Source organism: Streptomyces sp. NPDC028308 (genome assembly GCF_055565855.1).
The window spans coordinates 19,170-38,914 of the sequence record NZ_JBVHTO010000016.1; the positions used below are offsets into that span (position 1 = coordinate 19,170).

The 19,745-nt window shown below is 70.5% G+C and carries 18 protein-coding genes and 1 pseudogene; 10 read left to right on the forward strand and 9 right to left on the reverse strand.

What is annotated here, in order from left to right; genetic code table 11:
- Positions 1–36 precede the first annotated feature (36 nt).
- Together ACZ4VA_RS33515 and ACZ4VA_RS33520 are read right to left on the reverse strand one after the other, a co-directional pair.
- On the reverse strand, positions 37–219 hold the full coding sequence (locus tag ACZ4VA_RS33515) for a hypothetical protein (RefSeq protein WP_355795061.1): 183 nt from the start codon (positions 217–219) through the stop codon (positions 37–39).
- Positions 216–2,147, reverse strand: a complete 1,932-nt coding sequence (locus ACZ4VA_RS33520; RefSeq protein WP_468083721.1) for a prolyl oligopeptidase family serine peptidase — start codon at positions 2,145–2,147, stop codon at positions 216–218. The genes ACZ4VA_RS33515 and ACZ4VA_RS33520 overlap by 4 nt, the downstream gene beginning before the upstream one ends.
- Before the next feature lie 231 nt (positions 2,148–2,378).
- Here ACZ4VA_RS33520 and ACZ4VA_RS33525 point away from each other — a divergent pair, with 231 nt between their 5' ends.
- Both ACZ4VA_RS33525 and ACZ4VA_RS33530 read left to right on the forward strand, forming a co-directional pair.
- Positions 2,379–3,653 carry an MFS transporter gene (locus ACZ4VA_RS33525; RefSeq protein WP_356174597.1) on the forward strand — a complete coding sequence of 425 codons (1,275 nt, stop codon included), beginning with the start codon at positions 2,379–2,381 and terminating at the stop codon, positions 3,651–3,653.
- A gap of 49 nt (positions 3,654–3,702) precedes the next feature.
- Positions 3,703–3,927 (forward strand): hypothetical protein, encoded by a 225-nt coding sequence (locus ACZ4VA_RS33530; RefSeq protein WP_468083898.1) that lies wholly within the window; start codon positions 3,703–3,705, stop codon positions 3,925–3,927.
- 492 nt (positions 3,928–4,419) lie between these two features.
- Here ACZ4VA_RS33530 and ACZ4VA_RS33535 read toward each other — a convergent pair whose 3' ends face one another.
- The 3 genes from ACZ4VA_RS33535 to ACZ4VA_RS33545 form a co-directional block, all read right to left on the reverse strand.
- Positions 4,420–5,040, reverse strand: coding sequence for a dihydrofolate reductase family protein (locus ACZ4VA_RS33535; RefSeq protein ID WP_468083723.1), 621 nt, complete (start codon positions 5,038–5,040; stop codon positions 4,420–4,422).
- 593 nt (positions 5,041–5,633) lie between these two features.
- Positions 5,634–6,884, reverse strand: a complete 1,251-nt coding sequence (locus ACZ4VA_RS33540; RefSeq protein WP_468083890.1) for a DUF2716 domain-containing protein — start codon at positions 6,882–6,884, stop codon at positions 5,634–5,636.
- 1,344 nt (positions 6,885–8,228) lie between these two features.
- The gene (locus ACZ4VA_RS33545; protein ID WP_468083725.1) at positions 8,229–8,612 is read right to left on the reverse strand and encodes a hypothetical protein; all 384 of its coding nucleotides are present in this window, start codon (positions 8,610–8,612) and stop codon (positions 8,229–8,231) included.
- Positions 8,613–8,786: 174 nt separating this feature from the next.
- On the opposite strand from ACZ4VA_RS33545, the pseudogene ACZ4VA_RS33550 reads away from it, so the two are divergent.
- Positions 8,787–8,996: pseudogene (locus ACZ4VA_RS33550) on the forward strand (aldehyde dehydrogenase family protein); the annotation flags it as partial.
- Positions 8,997–9,254: 258 nt separating this feature from the next.
- On the opposite strand, the gene ACZ4VA_RS33555 reads toward ACZ4VA_RS33550, so the two are convergent.
- Positions 9,255–9,425 (reverse strand): hypothetical protein, encoded by a 171-nt coding sequence (locus tag ACZ4VA_RS33555; protein ID WP_356174664.1) that lies wholly within the window; start codon positions 9,423–9,425, stop codon positions 9,255–9,257.
- A gap of 13 nt (positions 9,426–9,438) precedes the next feature.
- Positions 9,439–10,872, reverse strand: coding sequence for an endo-1,4-beta-xylanase (locus ACZ4VA_RS33560; protein WP_468083727.1), 1,434 nt, complete (start codon positions 10,870–10,872; stop codon positions 9,439–9,441).
- 856 nt (positions 10,873–11,728) lie between these two features.
- On the opposite strand from ACZ4VA_RS33560, the gene ACZ4VA_RS33565 reads away from it, so the two are divergent.
- The 3 genes from ACZ4VA_RS33565 to ACZ4VA_RS33575 all read left to right on the forward strand — a co-directional run bounded on the left by ACZ4VA_RS33565 (position 11,729) and on the right by ACZ4VA_RS33575 (position 15,106).
- Positions 11,729–13,195, forward strand: a complete 1,467-nt coding sequence (locus tag ACZ4VA_RS33565) for a non-reducing end alpha-L-arabinofuranosidase family hydrolase (RefSeq protein WP_468083892.1) — start codon at positions 11,729–11,731, stop codon at positions 13,193–13,195.
- Positions 13,196–13,364: 169 nt separating this feature from the next.
- The gene (locus tag ACZ4VA_RS33570; protein ID WP_468083728.1) at positions 13,365–14,585 is read left to right on the forward strand and encodes a metallophosphoesterase; all 1,221 of its coding nucleotides are present in this window, start codon (positions 13,365–13,367) and stop codon (positions 14,583–14,585) included.
- A 287-nt stretch (positions 14,586–14,872) separates the two neighbouring features.
- On the forward strand, positions 14,873–15,106 hold the full coding sequence (locus ACZ4VA_RS33575; RefSeq protein ID WP_468083730.1) for a hypothetical protein: 234 nt from the start codon (positions 14,873–14,875) through the stop codon (positions 15,104–15,106).
- 129 nt (positions 15,107–15,235) lie between these two features.
- Here ACZ4VA_RS33575 and ACZ4VA_RS33580 read toward each other — a convergent pair whose 3' ends face one another.
- Positions 15,236–15,841: a hypothetical protein gene (locus tag ACZ4VA_RS33580; RefSeq protein ID WP_389392796.1), complete on the reverse strand. Its 606-nt coding sequence runs from the start codon at positions 15,839–15,841 to the stop codon at positions 15,236–15,238.
- 166 nt (positions 15,842–16,007) lie between these two features.
- On the opposite strand from ACZ4VA_RS33580, the gene ACZ4VA_RS33585 reads away from it, so the two are divergent.
- Complete coding sequence (locus ACZ4VA_RS33585) at positions 16,008–17,147, forward strand: helix-turn-helix domain-containing protein (RefSeq protein ID WP_468083732.1); 1,140 nt, start codon at positions 16,008–16,010, stop codon at positions 17,145–17,147.
- A gap of 19 nt (positions 17,148–17,166) precedes the next feature.
- On the opposite strand, the gene ACZ4VA_RS33590 is transcribed toward ACZ4VA_RS33585, so the two are convergent.
- Positions 17,167–17,304 carry a hypothetical protein gene (locus ACZ4VA_RS33590; RefSeq protein WP_356174617.1) on the reverse strand — a complete coding sequence of 46 codons (138 nt, stop codon included), beginning with the start codon at positions 17,302–17,304 and terminating at the stop codon, positions 17,167–17,169.
- Positions 17,305–17,498: 194 nt separating this feature from the next.
- On the opposite strand from ACZ4VA_RS33590, the gene ACZ4VA_RS33595 reads away from it, so the two are divergent.
- From ACZ4VA_RS33595 to ACZ4VA_RS33605, 3 genes are all read left to right on the forward strand, one after another.
- The gene (locus ACZ4VA_RS33595; protein WP_468083734.1) at positions 17,499–18,059 is read left to right on the forward strand and encodes a hypothetical protein; all 561 of its coding nucleotides are present in this window, start codon (positions 17,499–17,501) and stop codon (positions 18,057–18,059) included.
- 502 nt (positions 18,060–18,561) lie between these two features.
- Positions 18,562–18,999 (forward strand): VOC family protein, encoded by a 438-nt coding sequence (locus ACZ4VA_RS33600; protein WP_326757429.1) that lies wholly within the window; start codon positions 18,562–18,564, stop codon positions 18,997–18,999.
- Between the two features lie 345 nt (positions 19,000–19,344).
- A complete protein-coding gene (locus tag ACZ4VA_RS33605) occupies positions 19,345–19,737 on the forward strand; it encodes a VOC family protein (RefSeq protein ID WP_389392798.1) in 393 nt (130 codons plus the stop codon).
- Positions 19,738–19,745: the final 8 nt, after the last annotated feature.

Consider the following 19,745-nt stretch of genomic DNA (forward strand, 5'->3'; position numbering starts at 1 on the left):
GCCGGGCCTGGCCCCCCGCTACGGCGCTGCTTGGACTCACTGCAGAGGCGACTTCTTCTCCGTGTTCTTCTTCGCGCGGGTGGTGCAGGTCCGCGCCGGGGCCTTCGGCTGGACCGGGACCGCCTTGTCCAGGGCGGCATGGGTGTCCGGCGGAATGATGAGCCCGCGCTCCCGCTCGGTGGCGCCGATGGGGTCGATGCGCAGTCCGTGACGCTTCATGGGGTTGACCTTTCTTCGGTGTGGTGGACGGGGGGGTGCGAGCCGGTCCGCCCGCTGTTGCGGCGGTCGGCGGTTCTGGGGGAGGCGCGCAGCGTGTCGTCGGCGTAGCGCACCATGGCGGCCCAGGCGGCGGCGTGTCCGGCTGGGTCACGGCCCACGTCGTGTCCGCCACCGAGCCACCGGACGCGATGCGGGACGTCGCGGTGCCGCAGCGCGGCGAGATAGCGCTCGATCTGTTCCGGAGGGCACTTCTCGTCGTCCGCCGAGGCGGCGAGGAAGAGCGGGCCGCGTACGCGGCCCACATAGGTCATCGGGCAGGCCGCGCGATAGCGGTGTGGCACTTGCTCGGGGGTGCCGCCGAAGAGTCGGTCGTCGACCTCCCGCAGCGCCGGCGTCGTCGCCCGGTACGCCGCCGTGTAGTCGGCCACCGGGGCGACGGCCAGCCCGACGTCCCACAGCCGGGGCTGGACGCCCATCGCCAGCAGCGTCAGATAGCCGCCCCAGGAGTAACCGCACAGACCGGTACGGCCCGGCTCCGAGACTCCCGCGTCGATGAGGTGGCCGCGCACCGCGGCGAGGTCTTCGAGCTGGGCGAGGCCGACCCGGTGGCCGAAGTCGTCCCGCCAGCGGGGGCCGTAGCCCGTCGAGCCGCGGTAGTTGGTGCGCACCACGGCGAATCCGGCCCGGACCAGGGCCTCGGTCCGGGCGTCATAGGCGTCCCGGTCGTGGGTGTGGGGCCCGCCGTGGACGAGGAAGACCGTCGGCCAGGGGCGGTGGCCCGTCCTGCGGCCGGGCGGGGTGGCCACAAAGCTGTGGATCTGCCCGTAGGGCCGACGTGTCCACAGCTCGCGGCGCCTGGATCCGGTCGTTCCGCCGGGCGCCGTGCCGCGTGACGCCGTCGTCGAGCGGCCGGAGCAGTCGGGACGTTCCGGGGGTTCCGAGTGCTCCGCAGGTCCCGAGCTGTGCGGGCTTTCCGGGTGACAGACCAGTGGCCGGGACGGTTCGCCGTCGCGGCTCCACAGGCAGTGGACCGTGCGGTCGGGTGCGCAGGAGAAGTCGATGATCGTGCCCTCGGGCGTGGGAAGCACCGTCGTCGTACCGCGGTCGAGGTCGGCGCGGAGCAGGCGGCTGCGTCCCGCCCGGTCCTGCTGGACCAGCGCCGTGCGGCCGGGCCCGTACCAGCAGGCGGTGATCTCCGTATCGAAGTCGAGGGCGGAGCCGGGACCGTGCGTACGGATCCCCTCGCCCTGCCGCCAGAAGGCCAGGGTGTAGCGGCCCGCGCGTTCGAGGACGAGCAGCAGTTCCGGCCGTGCGGTGGTGAGGTCCGGGCGGAAGCCCAGCGCCCACACCGCGCCGCCGTCGCCGTCCCCCGCTGCGCCGGGGATGGCGTCCACGAGGACGCCGGAGGCCGGTGACCACAGCCGGACCGCGGCCGGTCCGGACGCGCATCCCGCGGTGGCCAGCAGTCGGCCGCCGGGGGCCAGGCCCACCACTGCCGCATAGCCGGGCTGCTCGGCCACCAGGCGGGCACGCTCGCCCGGTCGGCCGAGGTAGTACCGCGAGCGGTCCGCGACCCCGACGCCGACGGCGGCGAGGCCGCTGCGGGGGTCGAAGGCCAGACCGTGCATCCGCCCGGCGGGTACGCCGTCGAGCGCCGGGCGCGGGTGCCCGCCCTCGAACGGCCCGCGCAGCCAGCGGCCTTGACCGCCGGGAGCGGCGTCGAACCACCACAGGCCGTGGCCGTCCGGCTCGATGGCGGCGGTCTCCACACCCAGCGGTGCGGTGGTCGCCCGGCGGCGCTGACCCGTCGACAGATCCCAGGCCACGATCTGCGGGAGACCGTCCACATACCGGGTCTCGACCGCTCGCCGTCCGTCGCGGGCGGCGAAGGACGGGACGTGCACCGCTGTTCCGATACCGCCGCTCATCGCCGTCCCTCCCTTCGTTGGTGTCCGCTTCCGCCGCCGGTGGCCTTGGCTGTGGTGGGCTCCGACGGCCATCACACTGCCGGACGGGCGGGCTGCGTGGCAGGGAAGAAAGCGCAGCGGCACCGGCAGTGAGCCACTGCCGGACCTTCCCTGGCACCGGACGGTGTGCGGGCGACAGGGTGCGGGGGCGACCACATGGCCCGGACCCACCGAGGAGAAAGGGGCGACCCGATGACGATCGCGGCGACCCGGCCCGGCGCAGCCCCCGTCCCACCCGGCGGAGCGCCGAACGGCACACCGGGTGGCAGGCCGAACCGTGCGCTGACGGCGGTCTATGTCGCGGGCGCGGTGACGGCGTTGGGCACCCAGATGACCATGCTCGCGCTGCCCTGGCTGGTGCTGGAGACCACCGGCTCGGCCACCCGGGCGGGCCTGGTCTTCGCGGCCCAGGTGCTGCCCATGGCGCTGCTCGGCTTCGCTGGCGGAGAGGTCATCCAGCGCCTGGGCGCCCGCCGGACCATGGCCGTCTCCGATTTCGCCCGTGCTCCGGTGGTGGCGCTGATCCCGCTGCTGCAGACACTGGGCGCGCTCAATCTGGCCGTCCTCATGGCGATCGTCGTGGCGCTCGGGACGCTGGCCGTTCCGTACCACGCGGCACAGCGGGTGCTGGCGATGGAACTGCTGAGCCCGCACGCCCGCTCTCTGGCCCGCGCCAACAGCGCGCTGGCAGGCGTGCAGAACGGCTCGGCGTTCGCCGGACCGGCGCTCGCGGGCGCGCTGATCCCGCTGGTGGGGACCACATCGGTGGTATGGCTGGACGCGGCCACGTTCGCCTTCTCCGGGTTGCTGCTGCTGCACCGCGTCCCGGCAGGGGGTGGCGGGGGAGGGTCCGCGGCCGGCCCCCGCGGTCTGTGGGCGGGGGCGCGGTATCTGTGCGGCGACTGGTTCCTGAGCCGGGCGATGCTGTCCACCGTGGTGTTCGGGCTGATGCTGCGGACCCTGATGATCACCATGCCGGTGCTGGCGTTCGCCCGGTTCGAAGGGGACGCCAGGGTCGGCGGCCTGCTGATCGCCGCCCATGGCGCCGGTGGCCTGGTGGGCTCGGTGGCCGCCTATGTGCTGGCGGCACGGGTCGCCCCCGTACGACTCGCCTGCACGGCCCTGGTCTGCGTCGCTCTGCCCCTGTGGACGCTCCTGGTGCCCGTACCAGCCAGTGTGCTCGTCATCGCCGTCGGCCTGTCATCGGCCGCCGCACCCCTGGCGAACGCGCCGCTGATGGGCCTGCTCTCCGCCCGGCTGCCGGACGGCTTCGGGCCCAAGGTGTTGCAGGCCGTGGTCACGATCAGCGCCCTGGCCGGGCCGTTGGGCTTCCTGGCCGCGGGCGCCGTGCTGGACCGGGCCGGTGTCACGGCGACCCTGTGGGGCGTCGCCGCCCTCGCGACGCTCGGCAGCGGCAATCTGATCCTGGCCCTGCGCCGCCTTCAGGCCACCGGGGACCCGGACTGACCTGGCCTTCCGAGAAGACCCCGGTGGACGCGGGGCACACAACGGCGGAGTGCACCGGAAGTCCTCCTCGCGGTACTCCGCGTCCGAGCCCGCCGCGGTGGCCTCGCGCAGCTCGATGCGGCGGATCCGGAGGCCGCTGGTGATGACCAGCGACACGCTCGCCTCCGCCGACGCGCTCGAACGCCGGTCCCCTTACCTCGCCCGCGACCTGATCGAGTTCTCCTTGATCATGAAGGCGCGTTCGTCAGAGGACAGCAGGTCTGTCGCGGGATAGTTCACGCGCAGAGTGTCGCAGCTCGGAAGAGCGGTTCCGCAGATGTCTTCGATGACCACCAGCCCCCGGACCTGATCGCGCGCGGGTACGCTGCCAGCAGTGCGCATCGGCCCAAGCCCGCTCCCTGGCCCATGACCGGGGCGCATCACGGCGAAGGTGCCCGCGAACCCAGCAAGGGTCCGGCCTGTGAGCATCGGTGTGGAACGAAAGTTCGACTTCCAGCGGACGCACGGCGTGAGCTGTGTGCATCAGACCGGCATGCCGAGCAGGACGGGCCCGAGCACCAGGAGCGTGCCAGCCCCAGTCTGCTCCCGGCCCTGGTCGTCGGTGACAGCTGCCGCGCACGTACCGCACTGCGATAGGTACGCCGTGCGACGGACTGGCCCTGGTCACTACTACTGCGCGGGCCTCCCACGTCCCGCACGATGCAGCACGCGGTGGGATCCGTGTGTACGGGTCACGGCGGCAGTTGTGAGCGACACCGCCGTTCTCTCAGGACAGCACGCGATAGGTCACGTGTGTGACCGAGTTCGCTGCTCGAGACTCCACCTGTTCAAGATTCAGAGACGGCACTCCGTCGAACAGCCGTGTGCCGGCGCCGAGCGTGAACGGCACGATGTGGAGCCGCAGCTCGTCGATCAAGCCTGCGGCGAGGTACTGGTTGATGGTGGTCGCGCCCCCGTGGATCGATACGTTGCGGTCTCCTGCCGCGTCGCGGGCCTGCTGCAGTGCGGATTCGATGCCGTCGGTGACGAAGCGGAACGTGGTGCCGCCGTCCATCGGCTGCGGGTCGCGCGGGTGGTGGGTGAGCACGAAGACCGGTGCGTGGTACGGCGGATTGTCGCCCCACCAGCCCTTCCACTGCCGATCCCACCTGCCGCGCACGGGGCCGAACATGTTGCGCCCCATGATGAAGGCGCCGACCGCCGCCAGCCGGTCGAGTTCGGCCTGCCGCTGCTCCGGGGTTTCGAACATCCACGCGTGCAGCCTCTCGCCCCAGCCATCACCAGCGTCGTCGCCGAACGGGCGCTGCTCGGTCTGGTTGAGCCCGGCCGAGTACCCGTCGACAGAGATCGAGAGATCGCAGGTCACCCTGCCCAAACGTTTGGTCACTGTGCCGTCCCCTTGGTGGCGACCTTCCGTCGCCTTCGCGGTGAGCAGTCTGATCCGTTCATCACTGGAGGTAGACCGTCCTGGTTCCGAGAACTCATCGCACGGCCGTACCGCCGTTCCCGGCGCCACCCAGCCCGCCCGCGACTCCTGACGCTGTGCTCCTTCGACCGCTTGCACAGGGCGCGGGTACCCGTGTAGAAGCGGCACCGGGCAGCCGCAGCGTTCGGCGCGCCAGCGATCGGGCCAGTCTCGTCGTTTCCTAAGCGTCTGGCAGCCTGGCTACGCGATGCTCACCTGTGCCGCCGCAGGCCTGCCCATGCCGTCGGCGTCGGCATGGAGCCCGCGCACTATGTCTTCTACGTCGAGGCCCGCAAACGCGACGACAGCCCAGGTTGTCTGGGGTCACGTCACGGAGGCGTTCCCGCAGCTTGAGTCCATGATCGCCATGCAGGCACATGAGGACGCACAGCCGGGGCCGGCACAACGAGTGCGACCGCGGTCTCTGCGGAGATGCGCTCCACCGGTTCACGGCACGGAATGCGGCTCAGTCAGGACATTCGCGAGGAATCGGTGACGGGGCGTCGTCTGATTGCTCAGCCGAAGGTCCAGACGCCGTGGCCGAGCAGTTGGTCCAAGTCATTGGCGACCTGCTCGATGAGGTCGTCTCCGAAGACGACGAGGGCTTGTTCGGCGTAGTGGGCGAACGTGCCGAGGCGGGCGTCCGCGGTGAGGAGGAACTGGAACTCATCGTCGGCGATGGCGCTGCCCGGCCAGGGCGGCTGTCCCGGGCCGCCGACGCGGTGCGGATCGAACTCCCAGCCGTTGAGATATGGACGGCACTTGTAGACCCATTCACCGGGCCGGACGCAGGCACGCAGGCCGCGCTCGATGACGCCTTCGGCGGCTGAGATCGCCGGAGCGCCGGGGTCAAGCATGCCGTAGAACCAACGGCGCGAGTCGAGCGGCGCGGTATACCGTCCGCTCCCGCTGGCGTAGTCGAAGCCGATGCGAGCCTCGCCGCGACGCGCTATCCGTCCGGACTCGGCGTCGTGGAGAGAATGCCTCGCGGGCGGGGCCGCAGCGGGCTCGCCTGGCGGGGTCCAATGGTGGGACCGGACCATCGTGACGTCCCGAAACCCGACGTCCACAAGGGCGCTGCGCAGCTGCCCGTCGGCCTCGGCGACCAGGAACCCCTTCGCCGGCTGCTGGAACCGCCACAACGGCAGCTTGGCGAGCAGTTCGGCACGTGAAGCGGTCAGGCCCCCGACAGCAGCGAACCCAGTGCCCCGAACGGTCTCCAGCCAGCACGCCGCGGCAACCCTTCCACGGTGAGTCAGCACGCGGACATCGACGTCCCAGTACGGGATCGAGCCCATCCCATGCCAGACCGACAGGGGGACCCGGTGGGGCCCGGAGCCGGCCGAGAGGTCGAGCGCCTGCTGCGCCTGCGCCTCGTCCCACCGGACCGATTCAATTCCCCACCCGGGCGGCGGCTGGGCGAAGTCGAGCTCGGCGACTTCGCCGACCAGGACACTGCGCTCCCATCCTGCGGTGAAGCCCGCTGCTTCCAGCGAGGCCGTCAGCCGTGACGCTTCTGTGTCGTGGGCGAACACGCGCCACTCCACAGGTTCCACACGCGCAGCCGCGCACTGCTGCACTTGCGAAGCAAGCCGCGCGGTCGACATCGAAGCGTCCAGGGCGGGGTGATCGACGATGCAGTGGGTGCCGTAGTGCGTGAGGGTCAGCGGTCCGATCCCCTCGACCACGGTGCCGAATCGCGGATGCGCCGAATCGGGGATACGCAGGCTGCGCTCGTACGCTGCCAGCAGTTCCCCCACGTTCATGACCACCGCGGCATTCAAGCACCGCGGTTCCCGCGACGCCATCGAAAATGTCAGGGACGCCGAGCGCGGTGCGCCTCTCGTCCAGCCGTTGGTCGGCAGCAGCCCCCGCCAGCGGACCACCTCGACCGAGGACCGCTCACGCCCTCGCACCGCGCCCGGCTGTGCGGGCGAGTGCTGGGCTGGGGGCCGTTCTTGGCGTTGCGGTCGCCTCTCAGGTGTCCCGTGAACGCCGGGCGTTGTCCAGCTATCCGGCGAACCTCGACCGCCGTTTGTCGGCGTCGGGGGTGGGCGGCGGGATCGGTGGCACGGCGACCGGGGGACGTGGCGGGGGAGCGGTCGCTGAGGCCGGCTCGGTGGGCGGTGCCGGTGGCTGCGGAACGCTCTTGGGGTGTGGGTGGGGGAGCGGGCGCCGGTTCTGTGGACGGCTGCCCGTCGAGGCCCGGCAGGGTCTCTGTTGGTCCGAGGCGGGCTCAGGTACATCGTGGGCGTCGGGCGCTGTCAAGCCACCTTGCGAACCTCGTTCGCCGTTCACCGGCGTCCGGGACGGGCGGCGGGAAGGGCGGGAAGGGCGGGAGCGGCGGCACGACGACCGCGGGGCGCGATGGGGCCGCAGGGGCCGGCTCAGTGGACGGAGCCGGTGGCTGCGGAGCGTTTTCGTGGGGCTCGAACGGCGCATCCGATTCAGCTGCTGCGTCGTCCTCGGGAAGCGGCGTGGCCTTCGAGGTCGGGGCGGTGCTGGAGGTGCTGTCGCTGGCGGGGGAGAAGTGCGGCGTTCCGCCAGTGGCGCGGGCTTGGGTGTGGTCCGGGGTTCAGGGAGGGCGACGGTGATGCCGTCAGTGTCCCACCGGGTGGCCTGCCAGGGCTGCTTCAGCCACAGCTGCAGCTCGATCCAGCCTTGCCCGAGAGCCTTGCCCGGATCGGTAGGGAAGAGCTGCCAGTACCCGTAACCGAGGACCTGCCCCGAGCGGGCCGTTGCTCCGATCCACTCGGGCTGGATACTGCGCACGGCGACGCGCAGCCGTACCGGCTTGCCGTCGATGTGAACGGGATTCCGGGCGACGTACTGGGCGACGTACGTGTCGTGGTTGCGGCCGGCGGCGCCAGCGGTGTGGACGGGTCCCCGCACGGGTTGGAGAATAGGGGCGGCGGTCCGGTGGAGGAGCGCCTGGGCGAGCTGCTCGACGTCCGCGCGGCCGCGGCAGAACTCAGACCGAGGGATGTTACGCCGGCCGTTGGGCGCGACGGCGGCGAACTCGGCGGCGACGTCGGGGTCCTGGTCGAAGTCGTTGAGAATTCGCACGATGCGCCGGGCCGAGGCGATGGCCGCACCGGCCTGCTTGCTCGTCACGCGCGGCCCCGCCCCGCCGGCGCATCCCGGCCGGGCAGACCCGCCGGGGACCGGCTGTTGTCCGCGGTGCCGCCGTGGGGCAGTGGTGGGCAGATCAGCCGCCACTGGCCAGCCTTGCGCACTACCGTGCCCGGCGCCTGGTCGGTGACCTGCTTGCCGCGCTGGTCGAGGTCGTACCGGCAGGCCGCGGTGTGCGGGTCGATCCGGAAGTAGTGGCTGCTGCAGCTGTCGGGATTGTCGGCGTTGCCGTGCCTGGCGCTCACCCGCGTCCCGCAGCCGCCGCACCTCAAGGGCAGCACGTACCGCGGGGCGGGCTGGCGGTCGATCTCGGACCGGTCGTAGCGATCCCCGCGTGCGTCGGTGACCCACGGGATCCGCACCCCGCGCTTCTTCGCCGGGCACCCTCCCCCCCCTGCAGTACGCCCAACCCGTGAGGCGTCCTCCCCTGATCCTGCCCGCTCCATCGGCGGCGCGTGCTGGGTCACCGGCGAAATTCAGGATCTTGTGGCGGAGGCCACGGCCCGAAACACGTCCGTGTCTGCTGCCCCCAACCACGTACAGCGGGCACCGCGCACCGCGCGGGGCATTCGATCCAGGCCGGCCGTGTCTGGACGAACTGCTACCACGCGTATCCCGCGCATGCGGCGTTTGGCAGCTACAAGCAGTCCGGTATCGGCCGCGAGAACCACAAGATGATGCTGGAGCACTACCAGCAGACGAAGAACCTCCTGGTCTCGTACAGCCCGAAGAAGCTCGGGTTCTTCCAGAGCGCGGAAGCGGTTGCCCGGCTGTCACCTACTGGCGCAGACCGCCGTCGTCTACGTTGCACGCCGGGCAACCCGACGGATCAACCGATTCAACGTGACCGGTGGCACGAGGCCGGTCCCACCGAGGGTGCCCGCCTGCATCTACCCACTGCCCTCGCCAGGCTCGGCATCGAGGGCGCGCGGCATCTTCGAACGGAGAGTAGTCGACGGAGTGGAGCCAGGATCATCCTGGCTCCACTCCGTGGTGCGCGCGTGTCATTGAAACGACATGGCCGTCGCCGCCGCGGCGGGCGCCGGATGCACCACGCCGAGCATGCCGATCGCGAGGGCCGCCGCCACCACGGCGGCGATCCGGGTCCATATGAGAACTCGTGGGGGGCGGGGGAAGCCGCACCGCAGGTCTTCATCGACCTCCCCCTGTCGCATGTGGCAGGTCCCGTCAGGTGCGGGTCCAGCGTTGGTTGCTGCCGTTCGAGCAGGTGTAGAGCTGGATCAGCGTGCCGTTGGCGGTGCCGCCCGCGACGGCGTCGAGGCAGAGGCCGGACTGGACGCCGGCGATGGATCCGTCCGAGTTGAGGCGCCACTTCTGGTTGTCGCCGCCCCAGCAGCTGTAGATCTGGACCTTGGCGCCGTTGCCCGTGCCGGCGGCGTCCAGGCACTTGTTGCCGTAGACCCGCAGCTCGCCGGCGGAGGTGTACGTCCACTGCTGGTTGGTGCCGGAGTGGCAGTCCCACAGCTGGAGCTGGGTGCCGTCGGTGGTGCTGCTGCCGGGCACGTCCAGGCAGCGGCCGGAGGCGACGCCCTTGATCTGTCCGCCGCCCGGGGGAGGCGGGGTCGTGGTGCCGCCGTTGAGGGCGTTGAGGACGGCGGTGTACGCGGGCTTCTTGCTGCCGTCGTTGTTGAATAGCAGCGGCGTGTCCCCCGACCGCCAGGAGTCCATGTCACGCACGCCCCAGACGGTGATGCCGAGGCAGCGCGGGACGGCCAGGCAGTCGTTGGTGACGTTGGCGTAGGTCGTGGCCGCGGCGCCCTGGATGTCGAGTTCGGTGATAGCCACGTCGACGCCGAGGGCCGCGAAGTTCTGCAAAGTGGTGCGGAAGTTGCTGTTGTACGGGCTGCCGCTGTTGAAGTGCGACTGGAAGCCGACGCAGTCGATGGGTACGCCGCGCTGCTTGAAGTCGCGGACCATGGCGTACATGGCCTGGGTCTTGGCCCAGGTCCAGTCCTCGACGTTGTAGTCGTTGTAGCAGAGCTTGGCGGCCGGGTCGGCTGCGCGCGCGGTGCGGAAGGCGACCTCGATCCAGTCGTTGCCGGTGCGCTGCAGATTGGAGTCGCGCCGGGCTCCCGAACCGCCGTCGGCGAAAGCCTCGTTCACGACGTCCCACTGGGCGATCTTGCCTTTGTAGTGGGTCATCACGCCGTTGATGTGGTCGATCATCGCCTGGCGCAGTGCGCTGCCGCTGAGGTTCTGCATCCATCCTGGCTGCTGCGAGTGCCAGGCCAGCGTGTGGCCGCGCACCTGCTTGCCGTTCTGCACCGCCCAGTTGTAGACGCGGTCACCGGCAGTGAAGCTGAACTGGCCGCGCTGCGGTTCGGTGGCGTCGATCTTCATCTCGTTCTCAGCCGTCACCATGTTGAACTCACGGCCGGCGATCGTCGTGTACGCCGAGTCGCCCAGCTTGCCCGAGGCGATGGCGGTGCCGAAGTAGCGGCCGCTCTGCGCCGCCGCGGCGCCGAGCGTGTTCTCGGCAGCGTGTGCGGGCGGCGGCGCGACCAGTACGGTCACCGCGCCGAGGACGCCGACGACCAGCGCCAGCAGCAGGCCGCGGATCTTCCGGCGTATGTGGGGTCCGGGAAGGGCGTAGGAGCCCATGACTGTGCCTCCAAGGTGGACATCACGGAAGGACGGAAGCGAAGAGGAACGTGTCGTCCGCTCTCGGTCCGGAGACGGACGGGTCTGGCCTGAACGCGGCAGCACGGGATCACCGGACACCGCGGACGTGGGATCGGACGATCTCCACTGGCCTATCGCTGCTACGCACTTCACTGGAACAACATGGGTGACGCGTGTGCCGTTGACGCGGATCTGTCGCGCAGGTGGCACAGGTGCTGTGGTGCGCGGATCTGTCACGCCTGCGCTGGACTGTCTTGCGGCTGTACGTGGTCTGCCGTGCCACACACGGTTCTTAGGGCATTGCTCGCCGCCAGAGTTGTTCGATATACCGAACTGCGGCCGGTTTCCCAGACAGGGATGATTGAGTGTTGACGGGGCGTCGTCAATACTCATCGCAAAATAAGTTTCGACTTCTCGCTCGAAACTTTCTGGACCGCACGAGAGAGTGTGATCCCTTACATCCACTCCGGCGTCGCTGTCGACACCCGACGCAGGGCGAGGTCGGGGCCGGGCCGGGAATGCGGGCGGCGCCACTGACTCGACCACCCTTCCCTGCGCTGGCGCCGCGGATGGGCGAGTGACCTTCCCGAACTGCGGACGGGTCCGGTCGGCTCGACGGCTTGTCAGGCGTAAGGGGCAGACGCTGTTTGTGGACAGATCAGCCCTAGGCCTTGACCGACAGGCCCCGCATTCCTAGCTTGTGCCGTCGAAGCATTCGAGAATCTCTCGAAACTTTCGAGATCGCCTTCCCCTGTCCCGGCACGTCCGCTCCGCGGTCCATCCGGATCACCGCTCCCCCGCCCACCGCTTCCCGCCCCCGATGGAGGCCCCCTTGATGTGGTTTCGCCATCCCGCCCTGGTCCGTCTACGACACTTACTCGCCCTCCTTGCGCCCCTGCTGCTCGTGGCCACCTTCCTCGGCGCTCAGCCCGCCGCCGCGGCGACCGTGGACCCCAACGCCTCGTACGTGCTGGTCAACCGCAACAGCGGCAAGGCCCTGGACGTCTACAACATGGCGACGAACGACGGCGCCCGCATCACCCAGTGGACCAGGAACGATCAGAGCCAGCAGCAGTGGCAGTTCGTGGATTCCGGGGGCGGCTACTACCGCATCAAGTCCCGCCTTTCGGGCAAGGTGCTGGACGTCTACAACTGGTCCAGCGCGAACGGCGGATCGATCGTCCAGTGGTCCGACCTGAACGCCACCAACCAGCAGTGGCGGCTGGCCGACAGCTCGGACGGCTACGTGCGGCTCGTTTCGCGCCACAGCAACAAGGCTCTCGAAGTGCAGGGCGCCTCCACCGCCGACAACGCGAACATCGTCCAGTACGACGACTGGGGCGGCACCAACCAGCAGTGGCAGCTCGTCAAGGTCGGCGGCGACAACCCCGGCCCGTGCGATCTTCCGTCGACATACCGCTGGACATCGACGGGCGCGCTGGCGCAGCCCAAAGCGGGGTGGGTCTCGCTCAAGGACTTCACCGTCGTCCCCTACAACGGCAGGCAACTCGTCTACGCGACGACGCACGACACGGGGACGAGTTGGGGTTCGATGAACTTCAGCCTGTTCACCGACTGGTCGGAGATGGCCTCGGCCGGCCAGAACACGATGTCGGCTTCCACCGTGGCGCCCACGCTCTTCTACTTCGCGCCGAAGAACATCTGGGTGCTCACCTACCAGTGGGGCGCGACCGCCTTCTCCTACCGGACGTCGAGCGACCCCACCAACCCGAACGGCTGGTCGTCCCCGCAAACCCTCTTCTCCGGAAGCATCTCCGGCTCCGGAACAGGACCCATCGACCAGACGCTCATCGGTGACGGGACGAACATGTACCTGTTCTTCGCCGGTGACAACGGCAAGATCTACCGGGCCAGCATGCCGATCGGGAACTTCCCGGGCAGCTTCGGCACGACGTCGACCGTGGTCATGAGCGACACGACGAACAACCTGTTCGAAGCCCCGCAGGTCTACAAGCTGCAGGGCCAGAACCGCTACCTCATGATCGTCGAGGCGATCGGTTCGCAGGGCCGCTACTTCCGCTCGTTCACGGCCACCAGTCTGAACGGCTCGTGGACGCCCCAGGCCGCGACCGAGAGCAATCCCTTCGCCGGCAAGGCCAACAGCGGCGCCACCTGGACCAACGACATCAGTCATGGCGAACTGATCCGTACCGGCGCCGATCAGACCATGACCGTCGATCCCTGCAATCTGCAGTTGCTCTACCAGGGGCGCAGCCCCAACTCCGGTGGCGACTACGGCCTCCTGCCCTACCGTCCGGGTCTGCTGACACTGCAGCGCTGACGGCGTGACACGAGTCCGGCTCCGGTACGGAGTCGGCGGGGCGGGCTCGGCGGAATGCCGAGCCCGCCCCAACTTGCTCCAGGATCCGCGCCCGTGAACGCCGGTCCGGCGGGCCCGAGGACGACCGGATACAGTGCGCGAGACGCCAGCCCGGTCAGGGAGGGGAAGCATGACCGACACCAGCGACACCCGACCCGCCGACAGCGAAGCGCACGTGCCGCGACAGAGCCGACTGCACCGCCTGATGCGCTACATCCCCCTGATCGCCCCCGTCCTGCTGTGGACCGTGCCTTGCTGGGTGCTCCTGCACACCGGCCAGCACTGGCCGTTGCCCCTCACTCTGGTCGGCACCGCCCTGTTCGCCCTCGGCCTCGTTGCCATGCCGCTCGCGATGACGCGCGGCCACGGCCGGCGCCAGCAGGACCGGGCGGCGATCGTCGGTGACACCCTGCTGGGCGCCGGCTGGGTTCTGTTCACCTGGTCCGTTCTGCTCGGTGTCCTGCTGCGGCTCGCCCTGACCGTGGCCGGCGTCGGCGAGAGCCAGGACCGGGCCCGCATCGTCACGTGGGCCGTCCTGGGCGTGACCGCCGTACTCCTCGCCTGGGGGTACGCCGAAGCCCGCCGCGTGCCACGCGTGCGCCGGCTCGACGTGCAACTCCCCCGGCTGGGTGCCGGGTTGGACGGCCTCCGCGTCGTCCTCATCACCGACACCCACTATGGTCCCCTCGATCGCACGCGCTGGTCGGCACGGGTGTGCGAGACGGTGAACACCCTGGAAGCCGATCTGGTCTGTCACACCGGCGACATCGCGGACGGCACGGCCGAACGCCGCCGGGCCCAGGCCGCCCCACTCGCCACCGTGCGGGCCACCCGGGGCCGGGTGTACGTCACCGGCAACCACGAGTACTACAGCGAGGCCCAGGGCTGGGTCGACCTGATGGACGAGCTGGGTTGGGAGCCGCTGCGCAACCGCCATGTGCTGCTCGAACGCGGAGGCGACACCCTCGTGGTCGCCGGCGTGGACGACGTCACGGCCGAGTCCTCGGGCCTGGCCGGGCACCGCGCCCACCTCGCCGGAGCCCTGAACGGCGCCGACCCCGACCTGCCCGTCCTGCTCCTGGCACACCAGCCCAAGTTCGTCGACCGGGCGGCAGCCGACGGCATCGACCTCCAGCTCTCCGGCCACACCCACGGCGGCCAGATCTGGCCCTTCCACCACCTGGTCCGCATCGACCAGCCCGCCCTCGCCGGCCTAAGCCGGCACGGCACCCGCACCCTCCTGTACACCAGCCGCGGCACCGGCTTCTGGGGACCGCCGTTCCGCGTCTTCGCCCCCAGCGAGATCACCCTCCTCGTGCTCCGCTCCCCGCACCTTCCCACCTCTCCGTAGCACTCCGACGGGCCGGCACAAGGGCGGGCGAAACGGGCGACCGCGGCGCGTGGCACGAAGTGGGATGCCGAAGAGGTGTTCCGCGCCCAGGACGACAGCGGACGCGTGATGATCGGCGGCACTCCGCTGTCCCTGTCCCCGGCGGTGCCGGAATGGGGCTGGCTCACCCCCGACGACGTCGGCGGTTTGTTGATGGAGGCCGAGTTCACCGACCAGGAGGCCGTGGCCGAGCGGATGGTCGCCGGTGGCGGCACCGGGACACCCGCAGCCAAGGAGAGCCGATACTCGTGGACCTGGGCATCCTCGGGCAGGCAGCCGGCCTGTTCGCCGCCACCAACATCGACGACATCCTGGTCCTGGCGCTGTTCTTCGCCCGAGGCGCTGGCCACCCTGGATCCACCCGCCGGATCATGCTGGGCCAGTACCTCGGCTTCGTCGCGATCCTCGCCGTGGCGGTGGCAGCTGCTCTCGGCGCCACCTTCTTGCCCGAGTCCACGATCCCGTTCTGCGGTAGCAGATGAGGGTGCAGGCGATGCTGGTGAAGGCCAGGAAGTGGTCGCCGTCGGTGGAGCAGGTAGGCACGACAGCGGCGCGCCCGGGTTCCGGCCGCGCCGCTTCGAGCTGTGGTCAGCCCTCGGGGAGCCCCCGGGTCAGTGGAGCTTGTTGACGGCGGTCTTCGTCGTGGTGCGGAAGGCGCTCAGCGGGGCGTCCTCGAGGTCGCCCATCTGGCCCCAGCGGACGAGGGTGACGGTGCGGCCGTCGCGGCCGACGGAGAACAGGTGGATGTCGGAGATGCCGATCTGCGGGTCGGCGGTGTCCAGGCTGTAGACCCAGGCGCCCTCCTCGACGGCGAGCTTGCCATGGGAGGCGCTGACGGCGTGCAGGCCCGGGTTCTGCTGCTCCAGCAGGGCGCCGCAGCCGGCGAGGGCCCCGCGGAGGGTGTCGACCAGCTTCACGGCGTCGGCCTCGGTACGGGCGACGGTGGTGACCTGGACGCCGTTGGTGTCGAGCTCGGTGCTGAACTCGCGGTAGCGGGTGTTCTGCGCCGGGATCTTGTACGGGGCGCAGAGGACGCCGCCGTTCTCCGGGACGCCGGTGAAGACCTGGGTGGCGCTCCACGGCGTCGACGACGGCGGCATCTGGGAGGCGGCGAGGAAGGCGGGCTGGGCAGCGGCCTGCGCCGGGGCTGTGGCGAGGGCCGCGAGGCCCAGTGCGGCAGCGGCTGACGTGGCGAGTGCGGTGCGGAGCTTGTTCATGGTGGTGGATCCCCCGTCGGGTCGTTCGTTCGGTCAGTGCTCAACCAGCGTGGGGCCGGCGGCCGCCGACTGCAACGATCACGCGCCCACCAGCGTCCCGGAACCATTCCACCCCCGCTGACGTGCAAGGACGTGAAGGATGGGACGCAGGGTCGAGGGGGATGGAATGCCGAAGGACGCCGCCGTCGAGGAGTTGGCGGGGCTCGTGCGCACGCTGAAGGCGCGGGACGGGAGGAGTTACGAGGCGCTGGGCCGGCGACTGAGCGTCAGCGCGTCCACCCTCCACCGCTACTGCTCGGGCGCGACCGTCCCGGAGGAGTTCGCCGTGGTCGACCGCCTCGCCCTGCTGTGCGGGGCGGACGAGGAGGAAAGGCGGGCCCTGGAGGCGGCCTGGACGGAGGCGGACCGCGCCCGCCGCCGAGCGGCCGAGCCCGTGTCCACGCCTGTGCCGACCGTGTCGGCCGCGCCGGAATCGACCCCGGAACCGTCCGCGCCTGAGGCGCCCCGCGCTCGCCCCCGTCGTGGCGCCCCCGCTCCCCTCCTCGTCGCCGCCGCCGTCGCCCTCGTCGTGCTCGCCCTCGCCGCCGCCCTACTCGGCCACCCCACCCGTACGGCTCCCGCTCCCGCTTCCACCGCTCCGGGGCGGACCGCGGCCCCCCTCCCCTTCACATGGAGCATCGGTTCCCAGCTCTGGGAGGGCGGCTGCGGGCACACCTACCTCGTGGACCGGGCCCCCCGTGCGGTCGCCCCGCCGCCGGTCGCGGCCGACTCCGGGGCGTGGGCCGGGACGCACGGTGCCGTGCACGGCGGGGAGGCGCTGGTGCGGATCACGGTCCAGGGCCGGTCGCCGTCCGACGCCGTCGTCCTCCACGCCCTGTACGTGCGCGTGGTCGACCGCGCCGCGCCGCTGCCGTGGAACGCGTACCGGATGGACAACGGCTGTGGCGGCGCCGTCACCCCGCGCCACTTCGCCGTGGACCTCGACCGGCCGCGTCCGCTCGCGAGGCCCGTCGACGGCCTTGACGCCTCCGGCGCCGAGGTCCGGAAGATCCCGGCTATCTCCTTCCCGTACAAGGTCACCTCCTCCGACCCCGAGGAGCTGCTGGTCTCCGCGCGGGCGGCGGGCTGCGACTGCCGCTGGTACCTGGAGCTGGAGTGGAGCGCCGGCGACCGTACGGGGACGGTGCGGATCACGGACGGCGGGAAGCCGTTCCGCACGAGCGGGACCAGGGGGAGGCCGGCGTACGTGCACGACTCCGCCGAAGGGCGCTGGATCACAGACTCGGACTCTGGGCAGACCGGGTGACCGATGCTGCCGATGCGCGCTACGACTTGTTGCGCCGGTACATCACCACGGCCACGATCGTCATCGGCACGGCGAAGAGCAGCAGCTGCACCCACGCGGGCACGAAGTCCGGTGCCCGTCCTCCCACTGCCGTCACCATCCACTCCCTGCCGGCCATGGCCCGCCTTCCGTCGGTGTGAGTGACGCCGTCGCAGACCGCATGCCCACGTCCCCGTATCCAAGGCCTGCAGCTGTCCCGATGCAGGTTCATCTCTTCGATGATTTCGGCGTGCGGTCCCCCCCCGGCTGCGACATGGTCGTGTCGGCGCCCTGGGCCCGGCGGCGCGGCACGCGGCGGGAAGGAGCGGGGCTGTGGAGGACGGCGAGCGGGAGACCTGGACGACGGCACGGTCCCGCGCCCGGTCTACTTCGACGCGAGCTCTGGTGGCGGCGGGCCGGGCGGTGTCGCAGTGGACCGTTTACGACGGCCGCCCCCGGCAGGGCCCGCGCGCGGCCGCGCTGCGCGGGGTGTGCTCGTGTGGCTGGAACGGGCCCGAGCAGCGCCTGGACTGGGAGCAGATCGACGGCCAGGACCTCCAGACGACGGGGGCGAGCGCGGCGGACACGTGCATGCGGGACTGGGACGGGCACACCCATGAGGTGGAACGCTCGGCGGTGCCACTCCCGGAAGCCGTCACGGCCCTGCTGGCCCAGCTAGAGGTGGAGGTCGAGAAGCTCGCGAAGTCCTCGCCGCTGGCGGCGATCCGCGCGGCCCGGCGACTGGAGGTCCTCGCGGTGCAGAGCGCGTACTGGCCGGCCCACGACGCGCGCAGAGACGCAGACCTCGGTCAAGCCGCGGCGGCGCTCGGTCTGGGCGAGAGCGGGGCGCGGGCCCTGCTGGCCCGCTTCGGCCGCTGGAGCCCCTACAGCTGAGCCGGACGTCGCTTCGTGCGAGGCCGAGTTGTGCCGTCGTGGGCTGCGCGTCTGGTCCGTCGAGCAGCGACTACAGCGACGTCTAGGACGGTCCCACCGGGCGCCGGTCCGGGCGCCCGGCGGTGAAGCGCTCTGCCCCAAGAACGTCGGGATCAGCGTCCGCCACCGGTCGTGCTCGATCGCGTCGACCAGGACGCGCTCCGCCTTCGGGTCCGACAAGCGGCGGTCCGTTTCGTGCGGGAGGCACCGGCCCATCGCGGCCGCCACCACGGCGGCGAACAACTCAGGGAGCGGACTGCCGGGGCGTACCGGCACATACGGAACGGACGTGGCGTGCTCGACCACGTCCCAGCGGAACTTCCACGAGCTCCTGGCCGCACGCTACGTCCAGTCCTCAGCGATTCCTAATGCCGTTCGTCAAGCCGTGGCGCATGCTTGAGGTAGCGGGCATGAGGTGTCGGAGGTGCGGGGTACAGTCCGTTCATTCGACTGGGGAGGGCTCATGGCGACCAAGTGGAGCTTGACGATCGACTGTGCGTACCCGGGGAAACTGGCCGCGTTCTGGGCGCTGGCGTTGGGCTACGAGGAGAAGCCCGCGCCCGCAGGGTTCGGGAGCTGGGAGGAGTGGTTCTCGCATCATGAGGTTCCGGAGGACGAGTGGGATGACGGGGCGTACCTGTCAGATCCGGATGGCGTGGGCCCCACCTTGTCCTTCCTGAAGGTGCCGGAGCCGAAGGTGGCGAAGAACCGGCTGCATATCGACGTGCAGGTTGGTGGCGGCCGTGAAACCCCGTGGGAGGTGCGCTGGCCGCGCGTGGTCGAGGCGGTGCAGCGGTTGACCACTGCGGGCGCGACCGTGGTCCGTGAGGACGAGTTGCAGGGCAGGCCGGATCACGTGGTGATGGCAGACCCGGAAGGTAACGAGTTTTGCCTGGTCTGACGGGGTCGGTCAGGCCAATTGGCCGCGCGCAGCGTGTCGCGTCCCTTCCTATGCGGCAGCCCTTGTCGGCGGAGCTGGCTCGTAGCGCCGTCCGTCGCGGAGGAGGGCCCAGAGGACGTTGACGCGGCGGCGTGCGCGACCTCCTGGTGGTGGCAGGTGCTGACGGGTAGGCCCTATCCGTCAGCACCGGCGCGGAGCGGTAGGCCCGATCGGCGGCGGGGTGCGGTGGGGCTGGCTGGCACACCGTCGAGAACGCTACCGAGTGTTTTCATCGGGAAGGTTCGCCAGGATGGTGTCGAGCGTCGCGGGGTGTGTCGCTCGCGTTGTTCCGTAGGCTCGGGTGTCATGGAGACACTGGAGTCCTTTGTCCATCATCTCGGGGTGTTCGCTTCGGATTTTGACGCCAGCGAACGGTTCTACACCTCTGCGCTGGACGCGCTGGGGATCGGCGTCGGCTATCGGGCCGACGGTGTCGCCGAGTACTGGAGACGGGAACAGGACACGCCGTCGTTGTCCCTGGAACGCTCGGAGGACGAAGCTTCCGCAACGACGGGTGTGCACATCGCGTTCGTGGCGGTCAGCCGGGATGCGGTGGACGCGTTCCACGCGGCTGCGGTAGCGGCCGGAGGCGTCTCCCGGCACGTGCCCCGCTCGTGGAGCCAGTATCGCGCCTACTGTGCGTTCGTCAGCGACCCGGACGGCAACAACATCGAAGCCGTCCACAAGGAGACCTCCTAGACGATCCG

Bases quoted from the DNA above. Each gene is read 5' to 3' on its own strand.
- ACZ4VA_RS33515 (WP_355795061.1), bottom strand. From the start codon at position 219: ATGAAGCGTCACGGACTGCGCATCGACCCCATCGGCGCCACCGAGCGG.
- ACZ4VA_RS33520 (WP_468083721.1), bottom strand. From the start codon at position 2,147: ATGAGCGGCGGTATCGGAACAGCGGTGCACGTCCCGTCCTTCGCCGCC.
- ACZ4VA_RS33525 (WP_356174597.1), top strand. From the start codon at position 2,379: ATGACGATCGCGGCGACCCGGCCCGGCGCAGCCCCCGTCCCACCCGGC.
- ACZ4VA_RS33540 (WP_468083890.1), bottom strand. From the start codon at position 6,884: ATGAACGTGGGGGAACTGCTGGCAGCGTACGAGCGCAGCCTGCGTATC.
- ACZ4VA_RS33555 (WP_356174664.1), bottom strand. From the start codon at position 9,425: ATGCGACAGGGGGAGGTCGATGAAGACCTGCGGTGCGGCTTCCCCCGC.
- ACZ4VA_RS33560 (WP_468083727.1), bottom strand. From the start codon at position 10,872: ATGGGCTCCTACGCCCTTCCCGGACCCCACATACGCCGGAAGATCCGC.
- ACZ4VA_RS33565 (WP_468083892.1), top strand. From the start codon at position 11,729: ATGTGGTTTCGCCATCCCGCCCTGGTCCGTCTACGACACTTACTCGCC.
- ACZ4VA_RS33570 (WP_468083728.1), top strand. From the start codon at position 13,365: ATGACCGACACCAGCGACACCCGACCCGCCGACAGCGAAGCGCACGTG.
- ACZ4VA_RS33580 (WP_389392796.1), bottom strand. From the start codon at position 15,841: ATGAACAAGCTCCGCACCGCACTCGCCACGTCAGCCGCTGCCGCACTG.
- ACZ4VA_RS33585 (WP_468083732.1), top strand. From the start codon at position 16,008: ATGCCGAAGGACGCCGCCGTCGAGGAGTTGGCGGGGCTCGTGCGCACG.
- ACZ4VA_RS33590 (WP_356174617.1), bottom strand. From the start codon at position 17,304: ATGGCCGGCAGGGAGTGGATGGTGACGGCAGTGGGAGGACGGGCACCG.
- ACZ4VA_RS33600 (WP_326757429.1), top strand. From the start codon at position 18,562: ATGGCGACCAAGTGGAGCTTGACGATCGACTGTGCGTACCCGGGGAAA.
- ACZ4VA_RS33605 (WP_389392798.1), top strand. From the start codon at position 19,345: ATGGAGACACTGGAGTCCTTTGTCCATCATCTCGGGGTGTTCGCTTCG.